At 46.5% G+C, this 21,649-nt stretch carries 27 protein-coding genes; all 27 read right to left on the bottom strand.

Annotation, left to right across the window (positions count from 1 at the left end):
- Positions 1-17: 17 nt before the first annotated feature.
- The 27 genes from Q9R23_RS03600 to Q9R23_RS03470 all read right to left on the bottom strand — a co-directional run bounded on the left by Q9R23_RS03600 (position 18) and on the right by Q9R23_RS03470 (position 21,641).
- Positions 18-758 (bottom strand): undecaprenyl pyrophosphate synthase, encoded by a 741-nt coding sequence (locus tag Q9R23_RS03600; protein ID WP_311246418.1) that lies wholly within the window; start codon positions 756-758, stop codon positions 18-20.
- 79 nt (positions 759-837) lie between these two features.
- Positions 838-1,395, bottom strand: coding sequence for a ribosome recycling factor (gene frr / locus Q9R23_RS03595; RefSeq protein ID WP_023468691.1), 558 nt, complete (start codon positions 1,393-1,395; stop codon positions 838-840).
- A gap of 1 nt (position 1,396) precedes the next feature.
- Positions 1,397-2,116 carry a UMP kinase gene (gene pyrH / locus Q9R23_RS03590; RefSeq protein ID WP_029342047.1) on the bottom strand — a complete coding sequence of 240 codons (720 nt, stop codon included), beginning with the start codon at positions 2,114-2,116 and terminating at the stop codon, positions 1,397-1,399.
- A 111-nt stretch (positions 2,117-2,227) separates the two neighbouring features.
- Positions 2,228-3,109 (bottom strand): translation elongation factor Ts, encoded by an 882-nt coding sequence (gene tsf / locus Q9R23_RS03585; protein ID WP_023468693.1) that lies wholly within the window; start codon positions 3,107-3,109, stop codon positions 2,228-2,230.
- An 82-nt stretch (positions 3,110-3,191) separates the two neighbouring features.
- Entirely contained in the window at positions 3,192-3,926 is a 735-nt protein-coding gene (rpsB, locus tag Q9R23_RS03580; RefSeq protein ID WP_012370721.1) for a 30S ribosomal protein S2, read from the bottom strand.
- A gap of 129 nt (positions 3,927-4,055) precedes the next feature.
- Positions 4,056-4,484, bottom strand: coding sequence for a hypothetical protein (locus Q9R23_RS03575; RefSeq protein WP_214854492.1), 429 nt, complete (start codon positions 4,482-4,484; stop codon positions 4,056-4,058).
- A gap of 11 nt (positions 4,485-4,495) precedes the next feature.
- The gene (locus Q9R23_RS03570; protein ID WP_035407044.1) at positions 4,496-5,269 is read right to left on the bottom strand and encodes a FliA/WhiG family RNA polymerase sigma factor; all 774 of its coding nucleotides are present in this window, start codon (positions 5,267-5,269) and stop codon (positions 4,496-4,498) included.
- Positions 5,270-5,282: 13 nt separating this feature from the next.
- Positions 5,283-5,765, bottom strand: a complete 483-nt coding sequence (locus Q9R23_RS03565; protein ID WP_035407042.1) for a chemotaxis protein CheD — start codon at positions 5,763-5,765, stop codon at positions 5,283-5,285.
- On the bottom strand, positions 5,758-6,366 hold the full coding sequence (locus Q9R23_RS03560) for a chemotaxis protein CheC (RefSeq protein ID WP_035407039.1): 609 nt from the start codon (positions 6,364-6,366) through the stop codon (positions 5,758-5,760). The genes Q9R23_RS03565 and Q9R23_RS03560 overlap by 8 nt, the downstream gene beginning before the upstream one ends.
- Positions 6,359-6,787 carry a chemotaxis protein CheW gene (locus Q9R23_RS03555; RefSeq protein WP_035407036.1) on the bottom strand — a complete coding sequence of 143 codons (429 nt, stop codon included), beginning with the start codon at positions 6,785-6,787 and terminating at the stop codon, positions 6,359-6,361. The genes Q9R23_RS03560 and Q9R23_RS03555 overlap by 8 nt, the downstream gene beginning before the upstream one ends.
- A gap of 11 nt (positions 6,788-6,798) precedes the next feature.
- Positions 6,799-8,802, bottom strand: coding sequence for a chemotaxis protein CheA (locus tag Q9R23_RS03550; protein WP_290759215.1), 2,004 nt, complete (start codon positions 8,800-8,802; stop codon positions 6,799-6,801).
- 21 nt (positions 8,803-8,823) lie between these two features.
- On the bottom strand, positions 8,824-9,678 hold the full coding sequence (locus Q9R23_RS03545; RefSeq protein ID WP_311246417.1) for a MinD/ParA family protein: 855 nt from the start codon (positions 9,676-9,678) through the stop codon (positions 8,824-8,826).
- Positions 9,675-10,718, bottom strand: a complete 1,044-nt coding sequence (locus tag Q9R23_RS03540) for a flagellar biosynthesis protein FlhF (protein ID WP_290759221.1) — start codon at positions 10,716-10,718, stop codon at positions 9,675-9,677. Before Q9R23_RS03540 ends, Q9R23_RS03545 begins: the two co-directional genes overlap by 4 nt.
- A gap of 3 nt (positions 10,719-10,721) precedes the next feature.
- Positions 10,722-12,746, bottom strand: coding sequence for a flagellar biosynthesis protein FlhA (flhA, locus tag Q9R23_RS03535; protein WP_311246416.1), 2,025 nt, complete (start codon positions 12,744-12,746; stop codon positions 10,722-10,724).
- Positions 12,747-12,760: 14 nt separating this feature from the next.
- Positions 12,761-13,852: a flagellar biosynthesis protein FlhB gene (gene flhB / locus Q9R23_RS03530; protein ID WP_035407021.1), complete on the bottom strand. Its 1,092-nt coding sequence runs from the start codon at positions 13,850-13,852 to the stop codon at positions 12,761-12,763.
- Positions 13,853-13,856: 4 nt separating this feature from the next.
- Entirely contained in the window at positions 13,857-14,624 is a 768-nt protein-coding gene (fliR, locus tag Q9R23_RS03525) for a flagellar biosynthetic protein FliR (RefSeq protein WP_311246415.1), read from the bottom strand.
- Positions 14,621-14,893, bottom strand: a complete 273-nt coding sequence (gene fliQ, locus Q9R23_RS03520; RefSeq protein ID WP_023468705.1) for a flagellar biosynthesis protein FliQ — start codon at positions 14,891-14,893, stop codon at positions 14,621-14,623. Before fliQ ends, fliR begins: the two co-directional genes overlap by 4 nt.
- An 11-nt stretch (positions 14,894-14,904) precedes the next feature.
- Positions 14,905-15,573, bottom strand: coding sequence for a flagellar type III secretion system pore protein FliP (gene fliP / locus Q9R23_RS03515; protein ID WP_023468706.1), 669 nt, complete (start codon positions 15,571-15,573; stop codon positions 14,905-14,907).
- Positions 15,570-16,061, bottom strand: a complete 492-nt coding sequence (locus tag Q9R23_RS03510; RefSeq protein WP_214854506.1) for a flagellar biosynthetic protein FliO — start codon at positions 16,059-16,061, stop codon at positions 15,570-15,572. Before Q9R23_RS03510 ends, fliP begins: the two co-directional genes overlap by 4 nt.
- The gene (locus Q9R23_RS03505) at positions 16,058-16,423 is read right to left on the bottom strand and encodes a response regulator (RefSeq protein WP_035407009.1); all 366 of its coding nucleotides are present in this window, start codon (positions 16,421-16,423) and stop codon (positions 16,058-16,060) included. Before Q9R23_RS03505 ends, Q9R23_RS03510 begins: the two co-directional genes overlap by 4 nt.
- A 12-nt stretch (positions 16,424-16,435) precedes the next feature.
- A complete protein-coding gene (gene fliY, locus Q9R23_RS03500) occupies positions 16,436-17,557 on the bottom strand; it encodes a flagellar motor switch phosphatase FliY (RefSeq protein ID WP_311246414.1) in 1,122 nt (373 codons plus the stop codon).
- Between the two features lies 1 nt (position 17,558).
- Positions 17,559-18,542 carry a flagellar motor switch protein FliM gene (fliM, locus tag Q9R23_RS03495; RefSeq protein ID WP_311246413.1) on the bottom strand — a complete coding sequence of 328 codons (984 nt, stop codon included), beginning with the start codon at positions 18,540-18,542 and terminating at the stop codon, positions 17,559-17,561.
- 9 nt (positions 18,543-18,551) lie between these two features.
- Positions 18,552-18,998: a flagellar basal body-associated FliL family protein gene (locus Q9R23_RS03490; protein ID WP_311246412.1), complete on the bottom strand. Its 447-nt coding sequence runs from the start codon at positions 18,996-18,998 to the stop codon at positions 18,552-18,554.
- Positions 18,976-19,209, bottom strand: coding sequence for a flagellar FlbD family protein (locus Q9R23_RS03485; RefSeq protein ID WP_311246411.1), 234 nt, complete (start codon positions 19,207-19,209; stop codon positions 18,976-18,978). Before Q9R23_RS03485 ends, Q9R23_RS03490 begins: the two co-directional genes overlap by 23 nt.
- Complete coding sequence (gene flgG / locus Q9R23_RS03480; RefSeq protein WP_214854514.1) at positions 19,206-20,060, bottom strand: flagellar basal body rod protein FlgG; 855 nt, start codon at positions 20,058-20,060, stop codon at positions 19,206-19,208. Before flgG ends, Q9R23_RS03485 begins: the two co-directional genes overlap by 4 nt.
- A complete protein-coding gene (locus Q9R23_RS03475; RefSeq protein WP_214854517.1) occupies positions 20,060-20,530 on the bottom strand; it encodes a flagellar hook capping FlgD N-terminal domain-containing protein in 471 nt (156 codons plus the stop codon). Before Q9R23_RS03475 ends, flgG begins: the two co-directional genes overlap by 1 nt.
- Positions 20,523-21,641: a flagellar hook-length control protein FliK gene (locus tag Q9R23_RS03470; protein ID WP_311246410.1), complete on the bottom strand. Its 1,119-nt coding sequence runs from the start codon at positions 21,639-21,641 to the stop codon at positions 20,523-20,525. The genes Q9R23_RS03475 and Q9R23_RS03470 overlap by 8 nt, the downstream gene beginning before the upstream one ends.
- Positions 21,642-21,649 lie beyond the last annotated feature (8 nt).

The following is a 21,649-nucleotide window of genomic DNA, read 5'->3' as shown; positions in this document are numbered from 1 at the left end:
GCTAGTTCCTCATTTAATCAGACGCCACCGAATCGGCGTGTCCGTTGATTGTAATCTTCAATTGCTGCTAAGAAAGCATTTCGGCGAAATTCTGGCCACAAGACGTCTGTGAAATAAAACTCCGCATATGCCGCTTGCCAAAGTAAAAAGTTCGATAACCGTTGTTCCCCACTCGTTCGAATGACGAAATCGACGTCGGTTACGGATCCTGTCATCAACTCGCGTTCAATCGTCTCCGTTGTAATCGCATCCGGTGACAGTGTTCCTGCCTGAACCTGTTCGCCCAGTTTTTGCATGACTTGAACGAGTTCATCGCGTCCTCCATAATTCAGAGCGAAAATCAGACGAAGTCCTGTATTATGTTGCGTATCCAGTTTCGCTTGTTCCACTGCCTCACGTGTAAAATGAGGGAGGCGTGATACTTCTCCTGCTACCTCGACTTTAACATTTTGCGCGTCTAACTCTTTTAAATCCGACTCTAAGAATTGCGCCGGCAGCTTCATGAGAAAACTCACTTCTTCTTCCGGACGCGTCCAATTCTCCGTCGAGAAAGCATATAATGTCAGACTCTTAATGCCGAGTTCATTTGCAACCCGAACGACTTCACGAATCGATTTCATACCTTCGCGATGTCCCATGATACGCGGAAGTCCGCGTTTTTGTGCCCATCTACCGTTTCCGTCCATGATGATAGCGACATGCTCTGGAACCCGATCATAGATTTCGGTTTCTTTCGTCTGATTCAACCATTGAAACATCCGCACTTCCTCCTCTCTCAATTATGAAGAAAGGGACTCTTCGTGTGACAAAGAGTCCCCCCCATGACGATCCGTCGCGTCATACTTCCATGATTTCTTGTTCTTTTTCCGTTGCCGTCTGATCAAGTTGTTTAACGAACTTGTCTGTCAACGTCTGAACATCTTCTGTGTATCCACGCAGATCATCTTCTGTCAATGCACCATCTTTTTCTTGTTTCTTTAACTGCTCGTTCGTATCACGACGAATATTACGGAGGGCAACTTTACCTTCTTCCGTATACTTCTTGACGAGTTTGACGAGTTCCTTCCGGCGCTCTTCCGTTAATGGTGGAATCGCAAGACGGATGACCGTACCATCAGACGACGGCGCAAGACCAAGATCAGCACGTTGAATCGCTTTTTCGATTTCGCTGACCATTGATTTATCCCAAGGAGTGATCAAGATCAGACGTGCTTCTGGTGTATTGACGTTCGCTACTTGATTGAGTGGTGTCGGTGAACCGTAGTATTCGACTTGAACGGGATCCAAAATCGCAACGTTTGCACGACCTGCGCGGAGCGTCGCAAGTTCTTTCTTAAGTGAAAGATGTGCTTTCTCCATCCGTTCTTCGGCTTGTTTTAAGATTTCTTTTGACATATTATTTCCCCCTTACGATTGTCCCGATTTCGTCACCGATGACGACACGTTTGATGTTACCTTCTTCCATCAACGAGAAGACGATGAGCGGGATGTCATTGTCCATACAAAGTGAAGTTGCTGTAGAATCCATAACTTGAAGTCCATCTTTTAAGACGTCCAAGTAAGAGAGCGTCTCGAATTTCTTCGCTTCTGGATCAACATTCGGGTCAGCTGAGTACACACCATCGACGTTGTTTTTCGCCATTAAGATGACCTCTGCTTCGATTTCAGCTGCACGAAGAGCAGCTGTCGTATCTGTCGAGAAGTACGGGTTCCCTGTACCTGCTGCAAAGATGACGACGCGTCCTTTTTCAAGGTGACGCATCGCACGGCGGCGGATGTACGGTTCTGCTACTTGGCGCATCTCGATAGATGTTTGGACGCGTGTCTCGACACCTACATCTTCCAAGCTGTCTTGAAGCGCAAGCGAGTTCATGACTGTCGCTAACATCCCCATATAATCGGCGTTGGCCCGGTCCATCCCAAGTTCTGCACCTGTTTTGCCACGCCAAATGTTTCCAGCTCCGACGACGACCGCTACTTCAACGTTCAGTTCAACTAATTCGCGAATCTGTTCCGAGATAGATTTGACGATGACAGGATTGATTCCAAACCCTTGATCTCCTGCGAGCGCTTCTCCGCTCAATTTTAACACAATCCGGTTATATTTCGGTTGCATGACTATGTCCCCCTTGCTAAATTCCGTAAAAAAGGAACACGAACCACTTCCACACGAAAGTGGATTGAAGCATACGTGTTCCTTCTCTTGTCATCAGGATGATCCCGATTCTTATTTTTTAAGTTGGTTCATAACTTCTTCAGCGAAGTTCTCTTCGCGTTTTTCCATACCTTCTCCAACTTCGAAGCGTACGAATGACACGACTTTACCGCCTTTAGATTCTACATATTTACCAACTTTGAAGTCTGGATCTTTGACGAACGTTTGATCGACAAGGCAGATTTCCTCGAAGAACTTGTTCATACGACCAACGATCATTTTTTCAACGATGTTAGCTGGTTTTCCTTCGTTCAATGCTTGCTCAGTGAGGACTTTTTCTTCACGTGCTTTTTCTTCTTCTGTGACAGAAGTACGGTCAACGTAAAGTGGACGTGCTGCTGCAATGTGCATTGCAACGTCTTTTGCAACTGTTTCGTCTGTCGTACCTTCGATGACGACGACTGAACCGATGCGTCCCCCCATGTGGAGGTAAGAACCGAAGACTGCATCATCTGCTTTTGTGAAGAGCGCTACGCGACGGAGTGAGATTTTCTCTCCGATTGTTGAAGCTTCTTCTGAGATGTATGTGTCGATTGTTTTACCTGCTTCATATTCAGAAGCAAGAGCAGCTTCTGCTGTCTCAGAGCCGTTACGGAGAACAGCGTCTGCGATGTTTTGAACGAGTGTTTGGAAACGTTCGTTTTTCGCAACGAAGTCTGTTTCTGAGTTGATTTCGACGAGTGCCGCTTTGTTGCCGTCAACTGCAACTGCAGTCAACCCTTCAGCTGCAATACGATCGCCTTTTGCTGCTGCTTTAGCGATCCCTTTTTCACGCAAGAAATCTACTGCTGCGTTCATGTCACCGTCAGTTTCAACGAGTGCTTTTTTGCAGTCGAGCATACCTGCACCTGTTTTTTCACGAAGTTCTTTAACCATTGCTGCTGTAATAGCCATTCGATATTCCTCCTTATAACATCCTTAGTTTCAAAAAAAAGGTGATAAAAGGTCGATTCCCTTTATCACCTGGCATCACGAATTACTCAGCGTCTGCTACTACTTCTTCAGTAGTTTCAGGTGCTACGTTATCTTCGCCTTGTTTAACTTCGAGGATTGCGTCAGCCATTTTACCAGTGAGCAATTTGACTGCACGGATCGCATCGTCGTTCGCTGGGATGACGTAGTCGATTTCGTCTGGATCACAGTTAGTATCAACAATCGCAACGATTGGGATGTTGAGTTTGTGTGCTTCTGCAATCGCGATACGCTCTTTGCGTGGGTCAACGATGAAGAGTGCATCCGGAACACCTGGCATATCTTTGATACCGCCGAGGAATTTCTCAAGACGAGTCATTTCTTTTTTAAGAATGATGACTTCTTTTTTAGGAAGAACTTCGAATGTACCGTTCTCTTCCATTTTTTCGAGTTGTTTCAAACGGTTGATACGTTTTTTGATTGTAGAGAAGTTCGTGAGAGTTCCACCTAACCAACGTTCGTTGATGAAGTATTGACCTGCACGGATCGCTTCTTCTTTCACAGTGTCTTGAGCTTGTTTTTTCGTACCAACGAAAAGAACGTTTCCGCCTTCAGACGCTACTTCACGGATGAAGTTATATGCTTCGTCTACTTTTTTGACCGTTTTTTGAAGGTCGATGATGTAGATTCCGTTCCGTTCTGTGAAGATGTATTTTGCCATTTTTGGGTTCCAACGGCGTGTTTGGTGACCGAAGTGTACACCAGCTTCTAACAATTGTTTCATCGAGATTACTGCCATGATGAATTCCTCCTTTTGGGTTTTGGATGTCCTCCGCGATGATCGTCTGTCCAGCTAACCTATTAAAGGCACCGCAGCTGGCGATACATGCGTGCGTAATTAACACCGTAGACTAATATAGCATAAAGATTACCGAGGGGCAACCTTCGTTTGATGAGAAAGTTTAGCAATCAAAGCCACCTCGCCGGTCCCCCGATTCAAAGATCGTGCAAGCGTCTCAAGATCTGCTCCTTCTCGTAGTGCCTGCTTGACATCCGTTAACGATGGTTCCTTTGAAACGGACCGTTCGACTTCGACGGTTTCTGGCTTCTCATTTGTAGCAACTTGCACTATTTGTAAAGACGCATCCGGTACTTGATCAACGGGTTCGGTTGTCTCATATATAGATGTATCCGTCATGGCGTTGACGTGCTCCATGAAATGTAATAACACTTGTTCCGTCTCGTTTTTTTCGCGTTCTAAATGTGTGATCCGGTCTTTGAGCGCCGCCTGCTGACGAAATAAAACTAGCAGGGCATAACAGACGAGTGCAGCTAATAAGATATAAACGACAGTCATAATTCTCCCTTTCACATGGCGACACGATCTGCTAAATAGGCACTTCCGAGCGCATTTTTCAACTTACGAAGCGCTTTGGAATGGATTTGCGAAATACGGGAAGTCGAGAGTCCGAGAACTTCACCAATTTCAGTAAGCGTCAATTCCTCATAGTAGAACAAAGAAACGACAAGTTGTTCTTTTTCTGATAACCCTTCGACTTCCTCTGCCAGTTTAGCAATCAACTCACGCATTAACAACATATCTTCTGGTGTAGCGGTATCCGGATCAAGATAGGAGACGGTCATCGCTTTTCCCTCATCTTGTAACGTGACTGCTTCATCGATCGATAATACATTCGCGAAATAACTTTCTGCTAACGCACCCTTGACCTCGTCTGGTGTCATATTGACGATAGAAGAGACTTCTTCTATCGTCGGCGTCCGTTGCAAGGATTGTTCTAGGATCTCGACAGCTGCCTCGACCCGCTTTGCTTTTTCGCGTAAGGAACGTGGTAACCAATCGATTTTACGAAGCCCATCTAAAATAGCTCCTCGAATCCGAAAGGCGGCATACGTGTCGAATTTATTATTATGATTTTGATCGAATTTTTGAAGCGCATCGTACAATCCCATCATCCCTAAACTTTTCAACTCGTCTCGATCGACACTTTTAGGCAATGTCGCACTTAAACGCTGAACGTGGTATTGAACAAGTGGTTCATAATTGTGAAGTAACAGGTCTGCCACCGCAATATCGCGTGTGGTCAGCCATCGATCCCAAAGTTGTTGTAATTCCTCACGCATGACCATTCCTCCTCTAGATTTCCAGCGTCCCGACATTCACCGTCCGGATGACGAGACGCCCTGATTGTGAGTGGAACTCGATCGTTCGTCCATTCGTGCCGCCAACATCTTCAGCAACGAGTGGAATTTTGACTTGTTGAAGCATTGCTTTGACCGCAGCGATGTTTCGCTCACCGATCCGCATTGATTCATGTTCATATTTAAATTGAAACATCTGAGCCCCGCCAGCAATCTTCGCACGTAATCGGATGGCACCACTTGCTCGAAGTTGGCGGGCTACTTCTAGAATTGCCGTATCGGCAAACTTCCCGACTTCAAGCTCCCGATTCCGACTGATAGCTGAATCAGGTAACATGACATGCGCCATACTCGATAACCCTTGTTCCAGGTCGTAGATGACAACGCCTACACACGATCCAAGACCTGCCGTTCGTAAAATGACGGGGTGCTTACTGATGGCGTACTCCGCAATGCCAATCCGTACGATTTCATCCATTCATGTCCACACCCAATCGTTCAAAGACCGTCTGAAAGGCGTTCGCTTCAGGCAACAAAAGTAAATGTCCGGTCAAATCGTTTCCTGCACTAGACAAGTGCGTGTCAATATAGACAGCCATATTTCCAGGAGTCGTTGATTCAAGTAAGGCTACTTCAAGTAACGCACCTACCATATCAAATGCCGATGCAGGAACACTGACATGTAACGATAAGTTAAGCCAATCGGAGATAGCCCGAGCATACGCTCCTATTAAAATATTCCCAATTTCTTCCCATGCGGAAACCCCCATTTCGTGGGACTCGGAAAAAAAGTGGAATTCCGTCTGCATCAATTGACTCACAAGTTTTTCTGCATCGCGTAGTGGCATCAAAAAGAGTAACGTGGCTTGAATGTCTCCAGAAAAACGTAATAGTGCACCAGCAGTATACGTCTCAGCTCCTCCACTTCGCTCGACGATCGTCGTGAAATCCTCCAGCTCAGCAGAAGGGACTTCGATCTCAATCGGCTGTCCGAGTAAAGTAGAAAGTGCCGTTGCCGCGTGACCGGCTCCAATGTTGCCGACTTCTCTTAAGATGTCACGTTCGTTTGGGTTAAGCATGAACGATGTCCTCAAATAAGCGATTCGGTTCAATCAACGAGAACAATTGCTGATCGCCTTTGGCGACTGCAGTCAAATATGAGGCATCCTCCTGCTTTTGTTCACTGAGCGGTTCAATGCGAACATCCGTTGATTCGACGACTTCGTTTGCCCGGTCGACGATGAATCCAGCATCTCCATGCTCTAAAGTGGCGATGATGATGCGTGTCTCTTCTGTCTCTTTCGCTAACTCGAATCCAAGACGAGCACGCAAATCAATCACGGGCGTAACGACACCGCGTAAATTGATGACTCCTTTGACATAAGATGCAGCGTTCGGAATCCGCGTGATCGGGATGAGCCGTTCGATTGAACGAACAGACTGTACATCAATACCGTATGCATTATCTTCTAATTGAAAAACAACCCATTTTTGTTCCATCTTCGTTCCCCTCACTTCCGTAATAGTGCATTGCTGTCAATGATCAACGCGACTTGCCCGTCTCCAAGAATCGTCGCACCAGAAATGGCACGGATTCCTTCAAGATAACTGCCAAGTGGTTTCATGACGATCTCTTGTTGACCAATCAATTCAGATACAATCAAACCAGCTAATTTTTCACCACTCCGGACGACGACGACCGAATAGGCTTCTGCCTCATGTTGCGGCAACCCATAAACCTCATTTAACGAAATAAGCGGAACCAACTGCCCACGGAAATCAAATACTTTTTCCCGGTGTGCTTGTAGAATGGCTGATTTACGTAAAGAGGTTGTTTCGATGATGGCAGTCAATGGAATCGCATACGTCTCTTGTCCGAGTTCTACGAGCATGGCTGAGATGATCGATAGCGTCAGTGGTAAACTGATTCGGAAAATCGTTCCTTCTCCTCGACGTGTCTCGACGAACACTTCTCCGCCCAGTGACTCGATCTTCGATTTGACGACATCGAGACCAACACCACGACCAGACAAGTCGGTGACTTCTTCTGCCGTTGAGAAACCAGGTGCAAATAACAGCATCGAAGCCTCTTCCATCGTTAATTGCATTGCTTCTTCTTCCGTAATCAATCCTTTTTCAATCGCGATCTGTGTGACACGTTCGTGATTGATACCGGCTCCATCATCTTCAATCTCGATGAAGACCCGGTTTCCTGAGTGATAAGCACGTAGCGAAAGATTTCCTTCGACCGGCTTATTTGCTAAAATACGTTCTGCCTTGTTCTCAATCCCATGATCAATGGCATTTCGGATCAAGTGGACGAGCGGATCACCGATCTCATCGATAACTGTACGGTCAAGTTCCGTCTCGGCACCCGTAATGTGTAATTTGATATGTTTTCCGACATCTTTCGAAACGGAACGCACCATTCTTGGGAATCGGTTGAACACTTGTTCGATCGGCATCATCCGTAACGTTAGGACGAGCGATTGCAATTCATTCGTACCTCGTTTGATCCGTTCGACCGTATCTGTCAATTCAGGTGAGCTGACTTCTGCTGCAATACGCTCCAAACGTCCGCGATCGATGATGAACTCTTCGAACAGGTTCATCAAACGATCGATTCGCTCGAGGTTAACACGAATCGTTTTCGAAGCGACAGGCGCAGATATGTCTGTCTGGTCGGATGATTCCGGTGAAGCTACTGATGCAGAGACAGATGTCGGCACAGGAACTTCCTGCGGCAGTGTGGACGTCGCCACCTCCGCTTCAGGTGTTGTCTCGAATGTGTCGATCGTTACTGTCGCAACTTCGGATACAGAAGCAATCGCTTCTTGAATCGTCACCTGATCTTGTTGCGTCACGAACAAGACTGAGAACGTCGTCTCAAAATGCTCCTGCTCCAGTTCATCAGATGTCGGGTTCGATAAGATGACATCTCCGAGTTGTTGTAAACGATCAAACACCATATAAACGCGTGCCGCTTTTAAAATGACGTCCGCCGAGAGTTCGACGTGGACGATATACGCTTGATAACCGGATGCAATCGATTGTTTGACGACTGCCTCCGAGTAAACGTCGCATTCAAAGGTTTGTGAAGCAACTATAGATGTAACTGGAACGATTTCTTCTTGCTCGGGACGAATGAACTGCTGTAAACGTCTCACTGTTTCAGTGACGTCAAGCTTTCCTTTCCCACCTCGACTGATATCTTCTACCATCGTCTCTAATTGCTCGGCGGCTACGAAGAGAACATCGATCAGTTCAGCAGTAGCAGGTTGTTTTTTCGATCTGACTAAATCAAGGGCACTCTCCATCTCGTGCGTTAAATCAGCGATTGCGTCGTATCCCATCGTTCCTGCCATCCCTTTTAACGTATGGGCAGAACGGAAAATTTGATCGATGACCGCCTCGTCGTCTCGCCGCTCCTCAAAAACCAATAAGCTTGTATTGATTGCTTGTAAATGCTCCATCGACTCATCGAGGAACAACCCCACATATTCATTTAAGTCCATGACTGATACCCTCCTTTAATCTTAACGGACATGATCTTTTCGTTTTTTCAGACGATGTAACAATCGATCTAAAAACTTCCGTTCTTTGACTTGTACACCTGTTAGAGACGTCGTGATATGATCGAGTCGCCAACTGACGTCACTCGTTCGATCCATCAAGTAAAATGGCATCTGTGCCTTGACTGCTTTAACGACTGTCGGATCTTCCGGCAAAAAACCGGTAAAGCGCAGTGGCTTTTGTAAAAATTGTTGGCTGACGAGCGCTAGTCGATCAAACGTTTCAAGTGCTTCTCCACCATTCGTAGCCCGATTGACGACGACGGAAATCGGAAGATCCGTCGCATGATGGTGTGCCAGTTTGACAAACGCATAACCGTCCATGATCGAAGTCGGCTCTGGCGTGACAATCAACCATGCTTCGTCTGCACTACTGATGAAATCAAATGTCTGATGATTCGCACCGGCTCCTAAATCGAGTAACACATAGTCATATTCATAGAAAAATTGGAACTCCTGTAGAAGGAACATCACGTCTTCCTTCGTCAGATTCGTCAGTTCCGCAAATCCACTCCCGCCATGAATGAAATGAAGGGATGGAGACTGTTCCACGATTGCGTGCTGGAGTGATTCTCGTCGTTTGACGCATTCCATCAAGGATGACTTCGATGATTTACCGAATAGAATCCCGATGTTCGCCATCCCGATATCAAGATCAATCAAGAGTACTCGTTTTTCTTGCAACGATAATGCCACGCCAAGATTCACCGCGACATTCGTTTTTCCGACGCCACCTTTTCCACTCACGATGGCAATCGTCTTCGTTTCCTTGACGGTCACTTTAGATCGTAAGACACGTGCTTGATCTTCTCGCATCATCTCATCCCTCTCTCGACAATCATTCGGGATAACTCATCCGCCGTAGCGAACGTGATGTCTTCCGGCACTTCTTGCCCCGTCGTCACACAATAGATCGGCAACTTCGTCTCGGTCGCGAGTCCGAAAATCGACCAGAGTTCACTTGTTTCATCTGCTTTCGAAAAGACGATTCCAGATAAGGGAATCTTGCCAAAACGGTCGTGGATTTGTAATAAATCTCGGTATTTCGAGGTCAAACTAAGAACCAAAAATACATCCGTATCCGCAAAATCATGCCGACTTCGTAACTGCTCCACATACGCTTCGTCTAAGAAATTTCGCCCCGCTGTATCGACAAGTACGATGTCACACGATGCTAACGCCTGCTTGGCTCGTTCGAAATCATCCAAATCATAAGCGACATGAATCGGAATGCCTAATATGTCTGCATATGTTTTTAATTGTTCAATCGCTGAGATCCGGTATGTATCGGTCGTGATGAGTCCAACTCGTTGATTTTTAATGAGAGCATGGTGAGCAGCAAGCTTAGCGATGGTCGTTGTCTTTCCGACACCCGTCGGTCCTGCCAACATGACATACCGTGCAGTCGACGGTGTCACGCGTAATGACGCTTTCACTTCTTCCGTCAAGAGATCCGTTAACTCCGTTTGTTGTGTTTGATAATACGCAGTCAATAACCGCTCGTGTAATCGTTCAGATACCTGCTGTAACGCTGGTTCAGCCAGTAACGGCGCATAATGTCGCAATTCTTTTGGCAATGGTCGCTCGCCGACCGTAACAATCGTCGGACGCACTGGTACTGGTTGAATGGTTTCCACAACCTCCAGTCGACTCGTTGCTTGCTTCGAGCCGACAGGTTCGCTTGAGACATGTTCATCCACCGATGCAACCAATTCCACTTTTTTCTTCGCAAATAAACCAAAGAATCCGCCCACTTTGATGTGGCGAGTATTTAATATAATGGCATCGTTCCCGAGTTCGCGTTTGATCCGTTCCATGGCCTCGCTAACAGAATCCGCCGTGACTTTTTTGACTATCATCTCTTAAATCACCCCAATACTCTTGACTTCGATCGTCGGCATTAATTCGTTATAGGACAAAATCGGAATATCTGGAAAATAGCGTTCTGTCAATTGACGAACGAACATCCGGATACTTGGAGAAGTCAGGATGATCGGATGCGCCCCGTATCGTTCGAATTCCATTGCTCGCTCTTGCAACGTCTCGATGAAACGTGTCGCCTTTTCGGGATCAAGCGCTAAATAATTACCGAACTCCGTCTTTTGGATGGCCGACTGGATATCCAGTTCCATCTCACTTGAGATCGTCACGACGTGCAAGACATCTCCTTGCATGACCTGTTCCGTAATTTGACGCGATAAGGATTGACGAACATATTCCGCGAGCAATTCGCTGTCTTTCGTCACAGCTGCATAATCTGCGAGCGTTTCGAAAATCAATGGTAGATTTCGAATCGAAACTTTTTCTTTTAGTAATTGAACGAATACTTTTTGAAGTTCACCGATCGATAACAGCTGTGGTGTGACTTCTTCGACTAGAATCGGATGCGATTCCTTCAAATGGTCGACTAATTGTTTCGTCTCTTCTCGTCCGAGTAATTCAGCGGCATGTTTCTTTAAGAGCTCCGTTAAATGTGTCGCGACGACAGATGGTGGATCAACGACCGTATACCCTGACATCTCTGCTCGACTACGTGTCTGTTCATCAATCCAGAGTGCTGGCATACCAAAGGCTGGTTCGACCGTTTCGATACCTCGAATTTCTGGATCATCGACACCTGGGCTCATCGCTAAGTAATGATCCAGTAAAAGCTCACCACTTGCCATCTCACTTCCGCGAATCTTGATTCGATACTGGTTCGGGGATAACTGCAGATGATCGCGAATCCGAACGGTCGGTAGAACGAATCCGAGTTCAAGCGCTAGCTGCCGACGAATCATGACGACACGATCGAGTAAATCGCCGCCTTGGGCTTCATCAGCGAGTGGAATCAATCCGTAACCGAATTCGAATTCAATCGTATCGACATTGAGTAAGGAAATGACTGATTCGCTTGATCGTAAGTTTTCACTCGGTGCTTCTTCGACCGCAACTTCTTCTTGCATCGTCTTCGTCGTCTGCTTCATCCGCCAAGCGAAGAAGCCGAACAGGGCTGCAATCGGCATCGTGACGTAATCGGGAATTGCTGTGAACAATCCGAGTAAGAAGATTGCCCCAGCTGCGATTCCGACAAGTAAAGGTGTCCGTGCCAATTGACCGATGACATCCTCACCGAGGTTTCCGTCTGAAGTCGAGCGCGTGACGATGATCCCGGTCGCCACCGAAATTAAAAGGGCTGGAATCTGACTGACAAGTCCGTCTCCGACTGTCAGTAACGTGTACAGTTCGACTGAATCCGCCATCGGTAAACCTTGCTGAACGACACCGATGATCATACCGAAGATTAAGTTGATGATGACGATGATGATTCCGGCGATCGCATCTCCTTTAACGAACTTCGAGGCACCGTCCATCGCACCGTAAAAGTCTGCTTCAGACTGTATTTTTTGGCGGCGGGTCCGAGCTTGTAATTCATCGATCATACCGGAATTCAAGTCAGCATCGATTGCCATCTGTTTCCCTGGCATCGCATCAAGCGTAAAACGTGCCGACACTTCCGAGACCCGTTCCGAACCCTTCGTGATGACGAGGAACTGGATTAAGACGAGAATCAAGAAGACGACGAAGCCGACGAGGGCATTTCCGCCGACGACGAAATCACCAAATGCTTCAATGACTTCGCCACCGTTTCCGTTTGACAGGATTGCCCGTGTCGTCGAGACGTTAAGCGCAAGACGAAACAAGGTAACGATCAATAACAATGTAGGAAAGACAGAAAACTCTAGTGCCTCTTTGGCATTCATCGCAACGAGCAATACCATCAAGGCAATGAGAATATTGATGATGATCAAAAAGTCGAGCATGATAGCGGGCAGTGGAATGACGAGCATGAAGACGATCATGATGACGCCTAGCAGGACCGTTAAATCTCTTGTTGATATACTCATGATGCTTCATCCTTTCATTTTGCTTGTTTCAGTTGATAGACAAAGGCGAGTGTTTCAGCGAGCGCCTGATAGAACGTTTCATCCACTGCCATACCAATTTCTGATTGAGCGAACAACGCCCGCGCGAGCGGACGGTTTTCAACAATCGGGACCTCAGCTGCTGTCGCCTTCTCCCGAATCCGGAACGCGACAGCATCTACGCCTTTCGCAACGACGATCGGTGCCATATGTTTACCGTCATCGTATTGGATCGCTACCGCATAATGGGTCGGGTTCGTGATGACGACGTCGGCATTTGGTATTTCTTGCATCATCCGCCGCATCGCCATCTCCCGTTGTTGTTGTTTAATCTTTCCTTTGATTTGAGGGTCACCCTCTGTGTTTTTATGCTCGTCCTTTAAATCCTGCTTACTCATTCGGATCGACTTCTCGAAATCAAATTTCTGATAGGCAAAATCAAGAATGGCTAATGCAATCAAGGCGATACTGACCGATAAACCGAGTAAAAATGTTAAATGACCAATGATAGCTAACGCATCGCCAATCGGTTCCGAGGTCAATCTCGAGATCTCGACCTTGTTGTTCCATAAGACTGTTCCACTTGTTACACCGATCACCAGCAGTTTAAAGACCGATTTCAAAAACTCGACAAGTGCTTTGACACTCACGATCCGTTTGACGCCTTGAAGCGGATTGATCCGGTCCAGTTTCGGCTGAATCGCCTCACCGCTTAAAAGCACACCGATTTGGACGAAGTTTCCGAGAATACCAATCACGACCGCTGTTAAAAAGAAAGGTGCGACTAAAATCCCCATTTGCATCAGCATCTCGATGAGAATCTGTTCAACTCGTCCTTCTTCAACCGCTTGCAGGACTTGACTAGCACTAAGACCATCTTGCAGGACGAGAACGAAACGCCGTCCTAGAAACGGACCAAAAAAATAGAGGACGAGAAACATGGCGAACAACATGAAACTGCTTGTTAAATCTGCTGATTTTGCGACTTGTCCCTTCTTACGGGAGTCATCCCGCTTTCGAGGTGTCGCCTTTTCCGTCTTTTCACCAGCGAAATACTGAAGATCAAGGCGTAATCGATATGAATGCATGTCCTCAACCTCCTAGTAATCGAATGGCATCTGCAAGTACATCCTGCAACAACGGAACGAATCGACCGATTCCTGTGATCGTTGCACCTGCTAATAAAAATAGAATCACATATCCCATCAGCAGTTTGACGGAAAAACCAATCGCGAAAATGTTGAACTGAGGTGCCGTCTTCGCGAGGAATCCGAGTGCGAGATCCACTAAAAATAGGGAAACGACAAGTGGCATCGCCATTTGTAACGCAGTTAACATGGCAAGACCAACGACACGGATGACAAGGCTCATTCCAGCGTCCCCTGATACCGCAATCAGACTGCCTGGCGGAAAGATTTGAAAACTCGTGTAAATTCCGTCAAGTAAAATCAGATGCATATCAGAAGCGAGCAAGACAAGTAACGTCAGCATGTAATAAAATCGTCCGACGATGGGTGACTGCCCGCCAAACATCGGGTCATAAGCAGAAGCCATTGCAAGACCCATCTGCAAGTCGATGATCGAGCCCGCGATTTGTGGGGCATACAATAAAAAACTAGCAAGTAAGCCAAGAGCTAGCCCCACTAAGACTTCCGTTCCCATCCGAAAGAAAAAATCGAAGTCTTCTACACGAACATCTGTCTTCACGGCGTAGCTCGCAAAGTAAGCAAGTCCCGCAGCAAGCGCTAATTTATGTTGCGCTGGTAATTGCTTTGATGAAAACAAAGGCGCCGCGACAAGAAAACCAACGATCCGTCCAAAGACGAGCAAAAAAACACTCAGGAAAGAAAGTAACGTCATTTTCGGGAAACCTCAGCGATTTGTTTGAATAGATCAATCGTAAAGGTCTGTAGCTCCTGCATGATCCAAGGTCCAAAGAAGACAAGTGCTAAAAATACGGCAACGATCTTCGGAACGAACGATAGCGTCTGTTCCTGAATCTGTGTCGTCGCCTGCAAGATACTGACGAGCAGACCGACGACGAGCGAGACAAGTAATAAGGGAGCCGATACCTTGAGTAATGTCCAGACAGCAGAGCTTGCCAACTGAATAATCATTTCTTGAGTCATCTTTTCTCCCCCTAACGCATACTGACGAGCAGTGATTCAACGATCAGGTGCCAGCCGTCAACTAGAATAAATAACAATAACTTAAACGGTAACGCAATCATGACCGGCGGTAACATCATCATCCCCATCGACATCAAAACACTCGAAACGACCATGTCGATGACAAGGAAAGGTATGAAAATCATGAACCCGATTTGAAAGGCCGTTTTTAATTCACTGATCGCATAAGCTGGAACAAGTGCGACAAGTGGAATATCTTCAATTTTTTCTGGTTTTTCATAATTACCGTATTTTAAAAACAACTCTAAATCGTTTGTTCGCGTGTGTTTCGACATGAACCGTTTCATCGTATCTCCCGCTTTATCAAACGCTTCATCTTGACTGATTTTATCTGCCATATATGGTTTTAAGGCCGTCGTGTTTAATTCAGATAAGACAGGCGACATAACGAATAATGTAATGAACAAAGCGAGTCCAACGAGGAGCTGGTTTGGTGGCGTCTGTTGTGTTCCAAGAGCAGAACGGACAAAAGACAACACAACGACAACACGCGTAAAGCAGGTCATTAAAATGAGCAGTGACGGCGCAAGGGATAACAACGTCAGTAACACAAGTAGCTTAATCGATGTCGCTGTTCCTGACGGAGTATCAAGTGAGATTAGATTTTCAATCGTGTTCATGAGCGTCCTCGATTCTTTTGCAATTGTTCGAGTTGTTGTTTGAATGTCTCAAGAAACGGTGAAGATCCCGTTTTAGATGAAGACTCTTCAAGATCCATCGGCTCATATCCCTCTAAATCATCAAGTGTATCTAACAACTGTACGTTCTCTCCAACACCTACGACATAAATCTTGTCCTGCACCTTCACTAACTGGACCGATCGATCCTTTCCTAGTGGTACACCACCTAGGTGAGTCAATCGACCAGAATGTCTCACACCTCGTGTCCGTTCATGAATGAATCGTGTCACGAGGATGAATCCGCCGATCAAAACGACGAGAACGACGACTCCTTTGAAGATAGTCAACGCCATGGAAGGACTCTCATCGACTTGCTGAGTCGTCGGTGCATCACTCTGAGTTGGATTCAATTTTTCTTCGACTGTTTCCGCTTGCACAGGAAGCGCAAGCAGAAACAGGAGACAAATCAGCAAAGTCACTTTTTTCATGACGAGACAGTTTTCGAGACCGCTTCAAGTACACGATCCGCTTGGAACGGTTTAACGATGAAATCTTTTGCACCTGCTTGAATCGCATCGATGACCATCGACTGTTGCCCCATTGCTGAACACATGATGACTTTAGCGGCAGGGTTAAACGCTTTGATTTCTTTAAGCGCAGAGATTCCGTCCATCTCAGGCATCGTAATGTCTAGCGTGACGAGGTCCGGTGTCAATTCCTTGTACTTAGAGACCGCTTCGCGTCCGTTTTCTGCTTCACCGACGACATCATAGCCGTTCTTCGATAAGATTTCCTTGATCATCATCCGCATGAAAGCGGCGTCGTCTACGATTAATACTTTTGCACTCATATTAGTTCCTCCTTAGAACATCCGAAGACGTTCTTTTGTATTTACGATTTCTGTAATGCGTACACCGAAGTTTTCTTCGATGACGACCACTTCACCCGTTGCGATCAATGTATTATTGACGAGAACGTCAACCGGTTCCCCTGCCAGTTTATCCAGCTCAATCACGGAACCTTGTGTCAATTCCAATATGTCACGAACGGAGCGACGTGTCCGTCCTAACTCAACCGTGACGTTCAACGGAACGTCATATAACATCCCAATATTTCCTGGCGTACCTTCTACTTCCATCTCACCTAATTGGCTGAATTGAACCGGACTGACACCGACTGGCGTTGCTTTCGGTTCAGGTGATGCAACTGTAGTTTGTTGTGCCGTTGCTGGCGCCGATGGTGGTGCTTGTTGTGCTTGTTGTGCTTGCTCCGTTACTTGTGATGCAGGCTCTGCTTGTTGAGTCGTACTTGCGCTAAAGAGTTTTTGAATCAATTGTTTCGAGAAGTCCAGTGGTGCTAATTGAACGATTTTTGAATCGATCATCGTGCCGATCTTAAGATCAAACTCGATGATGACCATGTTCTCCCAAAGAGAAAAGCTATCGACGATACTCTTATCTTGAGAAAAGTCGAAGATTTCAACTGCTGGCGGTGAAATATCGATTCGCATCGAGAATACTGTCGACATCGAGGTAGCAGCTGCTCCCATCATCTGGTTCATCGCTTCCTGTACGGCAGATAGAGCAATCGGGTCCATCTCCAGCGACTCGTCGATGACGCCATCGCCTCCCATCATCAGGTTCGCGATGACGGAAGCATCTCGCTGTGTCAGGATCAGGACGTTTTCTCCTTTGAACCCTTCCGTATAACCGACACGTAGCGCGACGTGCGGGATCGGATAGCGACTGCGTAATTCTTCCATGGAGATCATTCGGACGTGCGGTGTCGTAATCTCTACTTTTTGATTCAACAATGCCGATAAGGCCGTTGCTGAATTACCAAGTGAGATATTTCCGACCTCCCCTAATGCATCAATCTCCATGTCATCTAGCATTTCCTTTACGTCTATCTCTTGCGGTTCATCGGTGGATGGCGTTCCGCGTAATAACGCATCGATTTCATCTTGCGAAAGCATATCGCTCATGTTATTCCTCCTCAATTCGTTGTAAGACTTGCAAAGCGAGGTGTTTCCCGTTTAATCCCGGTCGCGCCTTAAACATCTTCCGGTCGTCGACGAATACATCGACGGCATCCGAGGCTCGTGTCTTCAGGGATAAACAATCGCCTACTTCGAGGTGTAACAATTCACCAAACGAAAGCTCTGTTTGGCCGAGCACTGCTTTTAAATCGACGATGGAACTCATCAACTGCGTTTGCATGTGTTCAGACTCTTGATTATCTGCTGTCGTTCGCTTTTCTTGTTGCATCCAATAATGACTTGATAATTTCGGAAGAACGGATTCAAGGGTCACGAACGGCAAACAGACATTCAACGTACCGCTCACTTCTCCGACCGTTACGTAAATCGAGACGAGGATGACTGTCTCATTTGGAGAGACCAGTTGCAGGAACTGCGGATTGATTTCCAAATCATCGTATTCCGCTTCGACTTCTGTTACCGACTCCCAAGCCGCCCCGTATTGAACGAAAGCACGCTTGAACAGTTGTGTTAGTATACGTGTCTCGATTTCCGTCAAATTCTCGATCTTGTTCATTCCTTCACCTGGTCCCCCAAGTAAACGATCGAGCATCGCATAGGCGATGTTCGGATTGACTTCAAATAAGACTTTTCCATCAAGTGGATGAAGATTGACTAGATTGATCAACGTCATGTTCGGAATGGAATGAATGAATTCATCATACGGAAGTTGTTCGACCGTATTAACCGTGAACTGAACATATGTCCGAAGTTGTGCAGAAAAATGTGTCGTCAAGACTCGGGCGAACTGTTCATGAATACGCGTCAAATTCCGTAATTGATCTTTTGAGAAACGGAGTGCTCGTTTAAAGTCATAGACCTTGACTCGACGCTGCTCCTCTTGACTTCGGATTTCCTCGACTTCCATATCTCCGCTTGAAATGGCTGATAGCAAGGCATCGATTTCATGTTGGGATAATACTTCGCTCATGCTGCCACCTCACTGGATGATTTTTTTCGTCGTGTAGACACGCTGGACATCGCCTTCTTGGATGAGCTTTTTGAATTGCATCCGTAATCGCTCTTCAAGCTTCTCCATATCAGCTTTTGAGTCTAAGTCCGACTTTTTCATAGCCGAAAGGTCACCCAAGATGATGTTATTGATTTGAAACTTTCGTAATTCTAAATCGTCACGTGTTGCTTGATCATCGGTGACGATCGTGAACTGAACATTTAAGAAACGTTCGTCAGCGATGTTCGTTGTCAAGTCGTCCGTTTGCAGACTTCGTGCATCAAGTTCTTCACCTGTCGGTTGTTCAACTTTTGCTTCCGTCATGTCATTTGCTAAAAAATAATTCATGATCATGTATCCTGCCCCGATCATCAATGCTGCAACAATGATCATGATCAAGGGGATTTTCAGTTTACTCTTCTTTTCCTCGGCCATCTTCGAGCCTCCTTACACTGTTCAAGCCCGCTAATCCGATTTCTTGATAAAAAGCGATTGCGATTGCTTTGACCTCTTCCATTGATTCCTTCACGACATAAATCTGTCCTCCGATGAGTTGAATCGTCGTATCCGGTGTAGAACGGACGGATTCGATCAACACGGCGTTCAGTACGAGTGGTGCGTTACGTAATGTCGTTAACGTGATCATCGTTTCAAATTGACTAGTTCCTCAAGAACCTGGTCCGATGTCGTGATGATTCGTGTATTCGCCTGGAAACCACGTTGAGCAATGATCATCTCCGTGAATTCTTCTGATAAGTCGACGTTCGACATCTCAAGCGTTCCCGACGTCAACTGTCCCATTCCGTTCAAGCTCGGTGTTCCGAGTACCGGTGGACCTGAGTTCTGTGATGCGGCGAATACGTTGACACCTGATTTTTCTAGACCACCTGGGTTAGCAAAGTTCGCGATCGTGATATAACCGACGTTTTGCAATGCTCCCGTCGTATCGACGTAAGTGACGAGACCGTCTTTACCAATCGATAAGTTACGTGCATCCGTTGGTACTTTTAGTTTTTGGAATCCTGCACCACCTGCTTCCGGAAGGGGTACCGGTGGTGTCTCCCCATCTGCAATTGCTTGAGAGTCACTACCAATTAAATAGTTTCCGTCGCCGGTAACTAAGTTTCCATCAAGATCCGTATAGAAGTTACCAGAACGCGTATAACGAATCCCTTCCGCTGTGACGACCTGGAAGAATCCTTCACCAGAGATCCCGACATCGAGAACGCGACCCGTATTTTGAAGCGCACCTTGGTTATACACATTATCGACTGTTGACATCGATGCTCCCAGACCGACCTGTTTCGGGTTCGTCCCACCGACATTGCCGCCTGCACCAGATGATGAGCCGACCGATTGACTGACGAGGTCTTTAAACGTCACCCGTCCTTTTTTATAACCGAACGTGTTGACGTTCGCGATGTTATTCCCGACGACATCCAGTTTCGTCTGGAAGTTCTTAAGCCCACTGATTCCTGAATACATTGAACGTAACATTATTTTTCCTCCTTTGATTGAATCTGCGTCAACTCGTAAACACTGATCTGTTTTCCGTTCGATAGTTCGGCCATGATATCCAGCCCATCCCGTTTTACACTAACGACACTGGCTGTCTCTTCGACGGTCGTCGTCTGCTCAGCTCCTGAAGCATCCGTCGTCTTCGACTCCGCTTCATAACTGACTTTTTTACCAATCAAATTGCTGTAGGACAGCAATGCTGTTGCATGTTGGTTCAAGACCATCGTATCCATCGTCTTCCCAATTGCTTGCATCTGTTCCAGCGACGAAAACTGGGCCATTTGAGCGATGAAATCCTTGTCTTCCATCGGTGCTGTTGGATCCTGATTCGAAAGCTGGGCAATCAGAATTTTCATGAACATATCCTTATCCATCGCTTTATTCGTCGGTACCTGTGATTTTTCAGGAAGCTGGTATGAACTACTATCCGTTTTGATTGCCTCAGTCATCGTCTTCCTCCTCTTCTTCGTCTACTGGAACGGGTGTCTCTTGATACGGTGACTCATGCTCCTGCTGATCACGTGTGAAAGATTGTTGGAACTCCCGCGCACTCGAAGCAATCATCCCCGTCTCGATCTTTACGACTGGCGTCTGTTGATGCAAGACGGTTTGTAATTTCCCAAGTTGTTGCTCGATTGATTGTTTTGCTTGCTCGGTGCTCGCAAATAGTTTGACAGTCAATGTCCCTTCTTTACGATCGAGTCGAACGACAACCTCACCAAGTTGCTCTGGGTACAGGCGAATCGACAATCGTGTGGACCCATCCGCACCTTTTATGAATGGTGCTTGCTGCAGTGCGGCTTCAATCCGTTGTTGAATCTGTTCTGAGACAGGTAGCGGCACTGGACGAATCGTTTGCAACGGAGTGCCTCTGTAAATCGGCATACTCATCGGAGGCGGTGCGGCTTTTCCTTCTGGATCAACGGGCATGGTCGCTTTTCGCATGAGTGAAGCGAATGCTAACGGAAGCGGTGTTTTTCCTTTTGCCTGCTCGGCTACAGCTACAGTGTCCGGCTTGAGCGTTTCGACAACAGAACCAGTTTGCGGGAGTGTCTGTTTCACTGGCATCGCAGAAACCACTCCGTCCATTGTTGAAACTGGCGACTGCTTTAACATGTTCGTGTCATAATCTTTTACTTTGATCGTATCATTCGTCATTGTCTGCAAGACGAACTGTTGAAGTGATGGTGGCAATTGATCGAACTGACCTTTCGCCTGCTCGACATTTCCCTCAAGCAATTGTTTGACGAACGCTAGTAGTTGTTCCATTTTCTTTGGGTCTTGTTTTAACGCCTCTACTTCTGGTTGTTTCAGTAAGGAGAGAATCTCATCCGGCTGGTCTACAAGTTCTTGTATCCAGTCCGGTAAGGGTTGCGTCTCCGTTTCCGGCTCGAGTGTCATCGCATCCGCTGAGACTGATGACGGTAACGCCGTCGGCAGTTTTGTCAGATAATCAAGTAATGAGGCGAATTGACCACCAACCGTAGTCATCTCTCCTTTTTTTCCTGATCCTGTATTTAAGGTCGGGAAGGATGGTTGTGTTACTTCCGTCATGTTCATCAGGCTTC

The organism is Exiguobacterium sp. BRG2, from assembly GCF_031844245.1.
In the GTDB taxonomy this organism is placed as follows: Bacteria; Bacillota; Bacilli; order Exiguobacteriales; family Exiguobacteriaceae; genus Exiguobacterium_A.
Note: the sequence above shows the minus strand (reverse complement) of the source record. Positions and strands in the feature narration are given on the sequence as shown.

Coding starts and splice junctions, on each gene's coding strand:
- Q9R23_RS03600 (WP_311246418.1), bottom strand. CDS start 758: ATGTTTCAATGGTTGAATCAGACGAAAGAAACCGAAATCTATGATCGG.
- flhA (WP_311246416.1), bottom strand. CDS start 12,746: ATGAGTATATCAACAAGAGATTTAACGGTCCTGCTAGGCGTCATCATG.
- flgG (WP_214854514.1), bottom strand. CDS start 20,060: ATGTTACGTTCAATGTATTCAGGAATCAGTGGGCTTAAGAACTTCCAG.
- fliM (WP_311246413.1), bottom strand. CDS start 18,542: ATGAGCGAAGTATTATCCCAACATGAAATCGATGCCTTGCTATCAGCC.
- fliP (WP_023468706.1), bottom strand. CDS start 15,573: ATGAACACGATTGAAAATCTAATCTCACTTGATACTCCGTCAGGAACA.
- frr (WP_023468691.1), bottom strand. CDS start 1,395: ATGTCAAAAGAAATCTTAAAACAAGCCGAAGAACGGATGGAGAAAGCA.
- Q9R23_RS03550 (WP_290759215.1), bottom strand. CDS start 8,802: ATGGACTTAAATGAATATGTGGGGTTGTTCCTCGATGAGTCGATGGAG.
- Q9R23_RS03475 (WP_214854517.1), bottom strand. CDS start 20,530: ATGACTGAGGCAATCAAAACGGATAGTAGTTCATACCAGCTTCCTGAA.
- Q9R23_RS03565 (WP_035407042.1), bottom strand. CDS start 5,765: ATGGATGAAATCGTACGGATTGGCATTGCGGAGTACGCCATCAGTAAG.
- Q9R23_RS03505 (WP_035407009.1), bottom strand. CDS start 16,423: ATGAGTGCAAAAGTATTAATCGTAGACGACGCCGCTTTCATGCGGATG.
- Q9R23_RS03485 (WP_311246411.1), bottom strand. CDS start 19,209: ATGATCACGTTAACGACATTACGTAACGCACCACTCGTACTGAACGCC.
- pyrH (WP_029342047.1), bottom strand. CDS start 2,116: ATGCAACCGAAATATAACCGGATTGTGTTAAAATTGAGCGGAGAAGCG.
- Q9R23_RS03555 (WP_035407036.1), bottom strand. CDS start 6,787: ATGGAACAAAAATGGGTTGTTTTTCAATTAGAAGATAATGCATACGGT.
- Q9R23_RS03490 (WP_311246412.1), bottom strand. CDS start 18,998: ATGGCCGAGGAAAAGAAGAGTAAACTGAAAATCCCCTTGATCATGATC.
- Q9R23_RS03575 (WP_214854492.1), bottom strand. CDS start 4,484: ATGACTGTCGTTTATATCTTATTAGCTGCACTCGTCTGTTATGCCCTG.
- flhB (WP_035407021.1), bottom strand. CDS start 13,852: ATGCATTCATATCGATTACGCCTTGATCTTCAGTATTTCGCTGGTGAA.
- tsf (WP_023468693.1), bottom strand. CDS start 3,109: ATGGCTATTACAGCAGCAATGGTTAAAGAACTTCGTGAAAAAACAGGT.
- Q9R23_RS03545 (WP_311246417.1), bottom strand. CDS start 9,678: ATGATGCGAGAAGATCAAGCACGTGTCTTACGATCTAAAGTGACCGTC.
- Q9R23_RS03470 (WP_311246410.1), bottom strand. CDS start 21,641: ATGAACATGACGGAAGTAACACAACCATCCTTCCCGACCTTAAATACA.
- rpsB (WP_012370721.1), bottom strand. CDS start 3,926: ATGGCAGTAATCTCGATGAAACAATTGTTAGAAGCTGGTGTACACTTC.
- fliY (WP_311246414.1), bottom strand. CDS start 17,557: ATGAGCGATATGCTTTCGCAAGATGAAATCGATGCGTTATTACGCGGA.
- fliR (WP_311246415.1), bottom strand. CDS start 14,624: ATGACGTTACTTTCTTTCCTGAGTGTTTTTTTGCTCGTCTTTGGACGG.
- Q9R23_RS03540 (WP_290759221.1), bottom strand. CDS start 10,718: ATGATAGTCAAAAAAGTCACGGCGGATTCTGTTAGCGAGGCCATGGAA.
- Q9R23_RS03510 (WP_214854506.1), bottom strand. CDS start 16,061: ATGAAAAAAGTGACTTTGCTGATTTGTCTCCTGTTTCTGCTTGCGCTT.
- Q9R23_RS03570 (WP_035407044.1), bottom strand. CDS start 5,269: ATGCGTGAGGAATTACAACAACTTTGGGATCGATGGCTGACCACACGC.
- fliQ (WP_023468705.1), bottom strand. CDS start 14,893: ATGACTCAAGAAATGATTATTCAGTTGGCAAGCTCTGCTGTCTGGACA.
- Q9R23_RS03560 (WP_035407039.1), bottom strand. CDS start 6,366: ATGCTTAACCCAAACGAACGTGACATCTTAAGAGAAGTCGGCAACATT.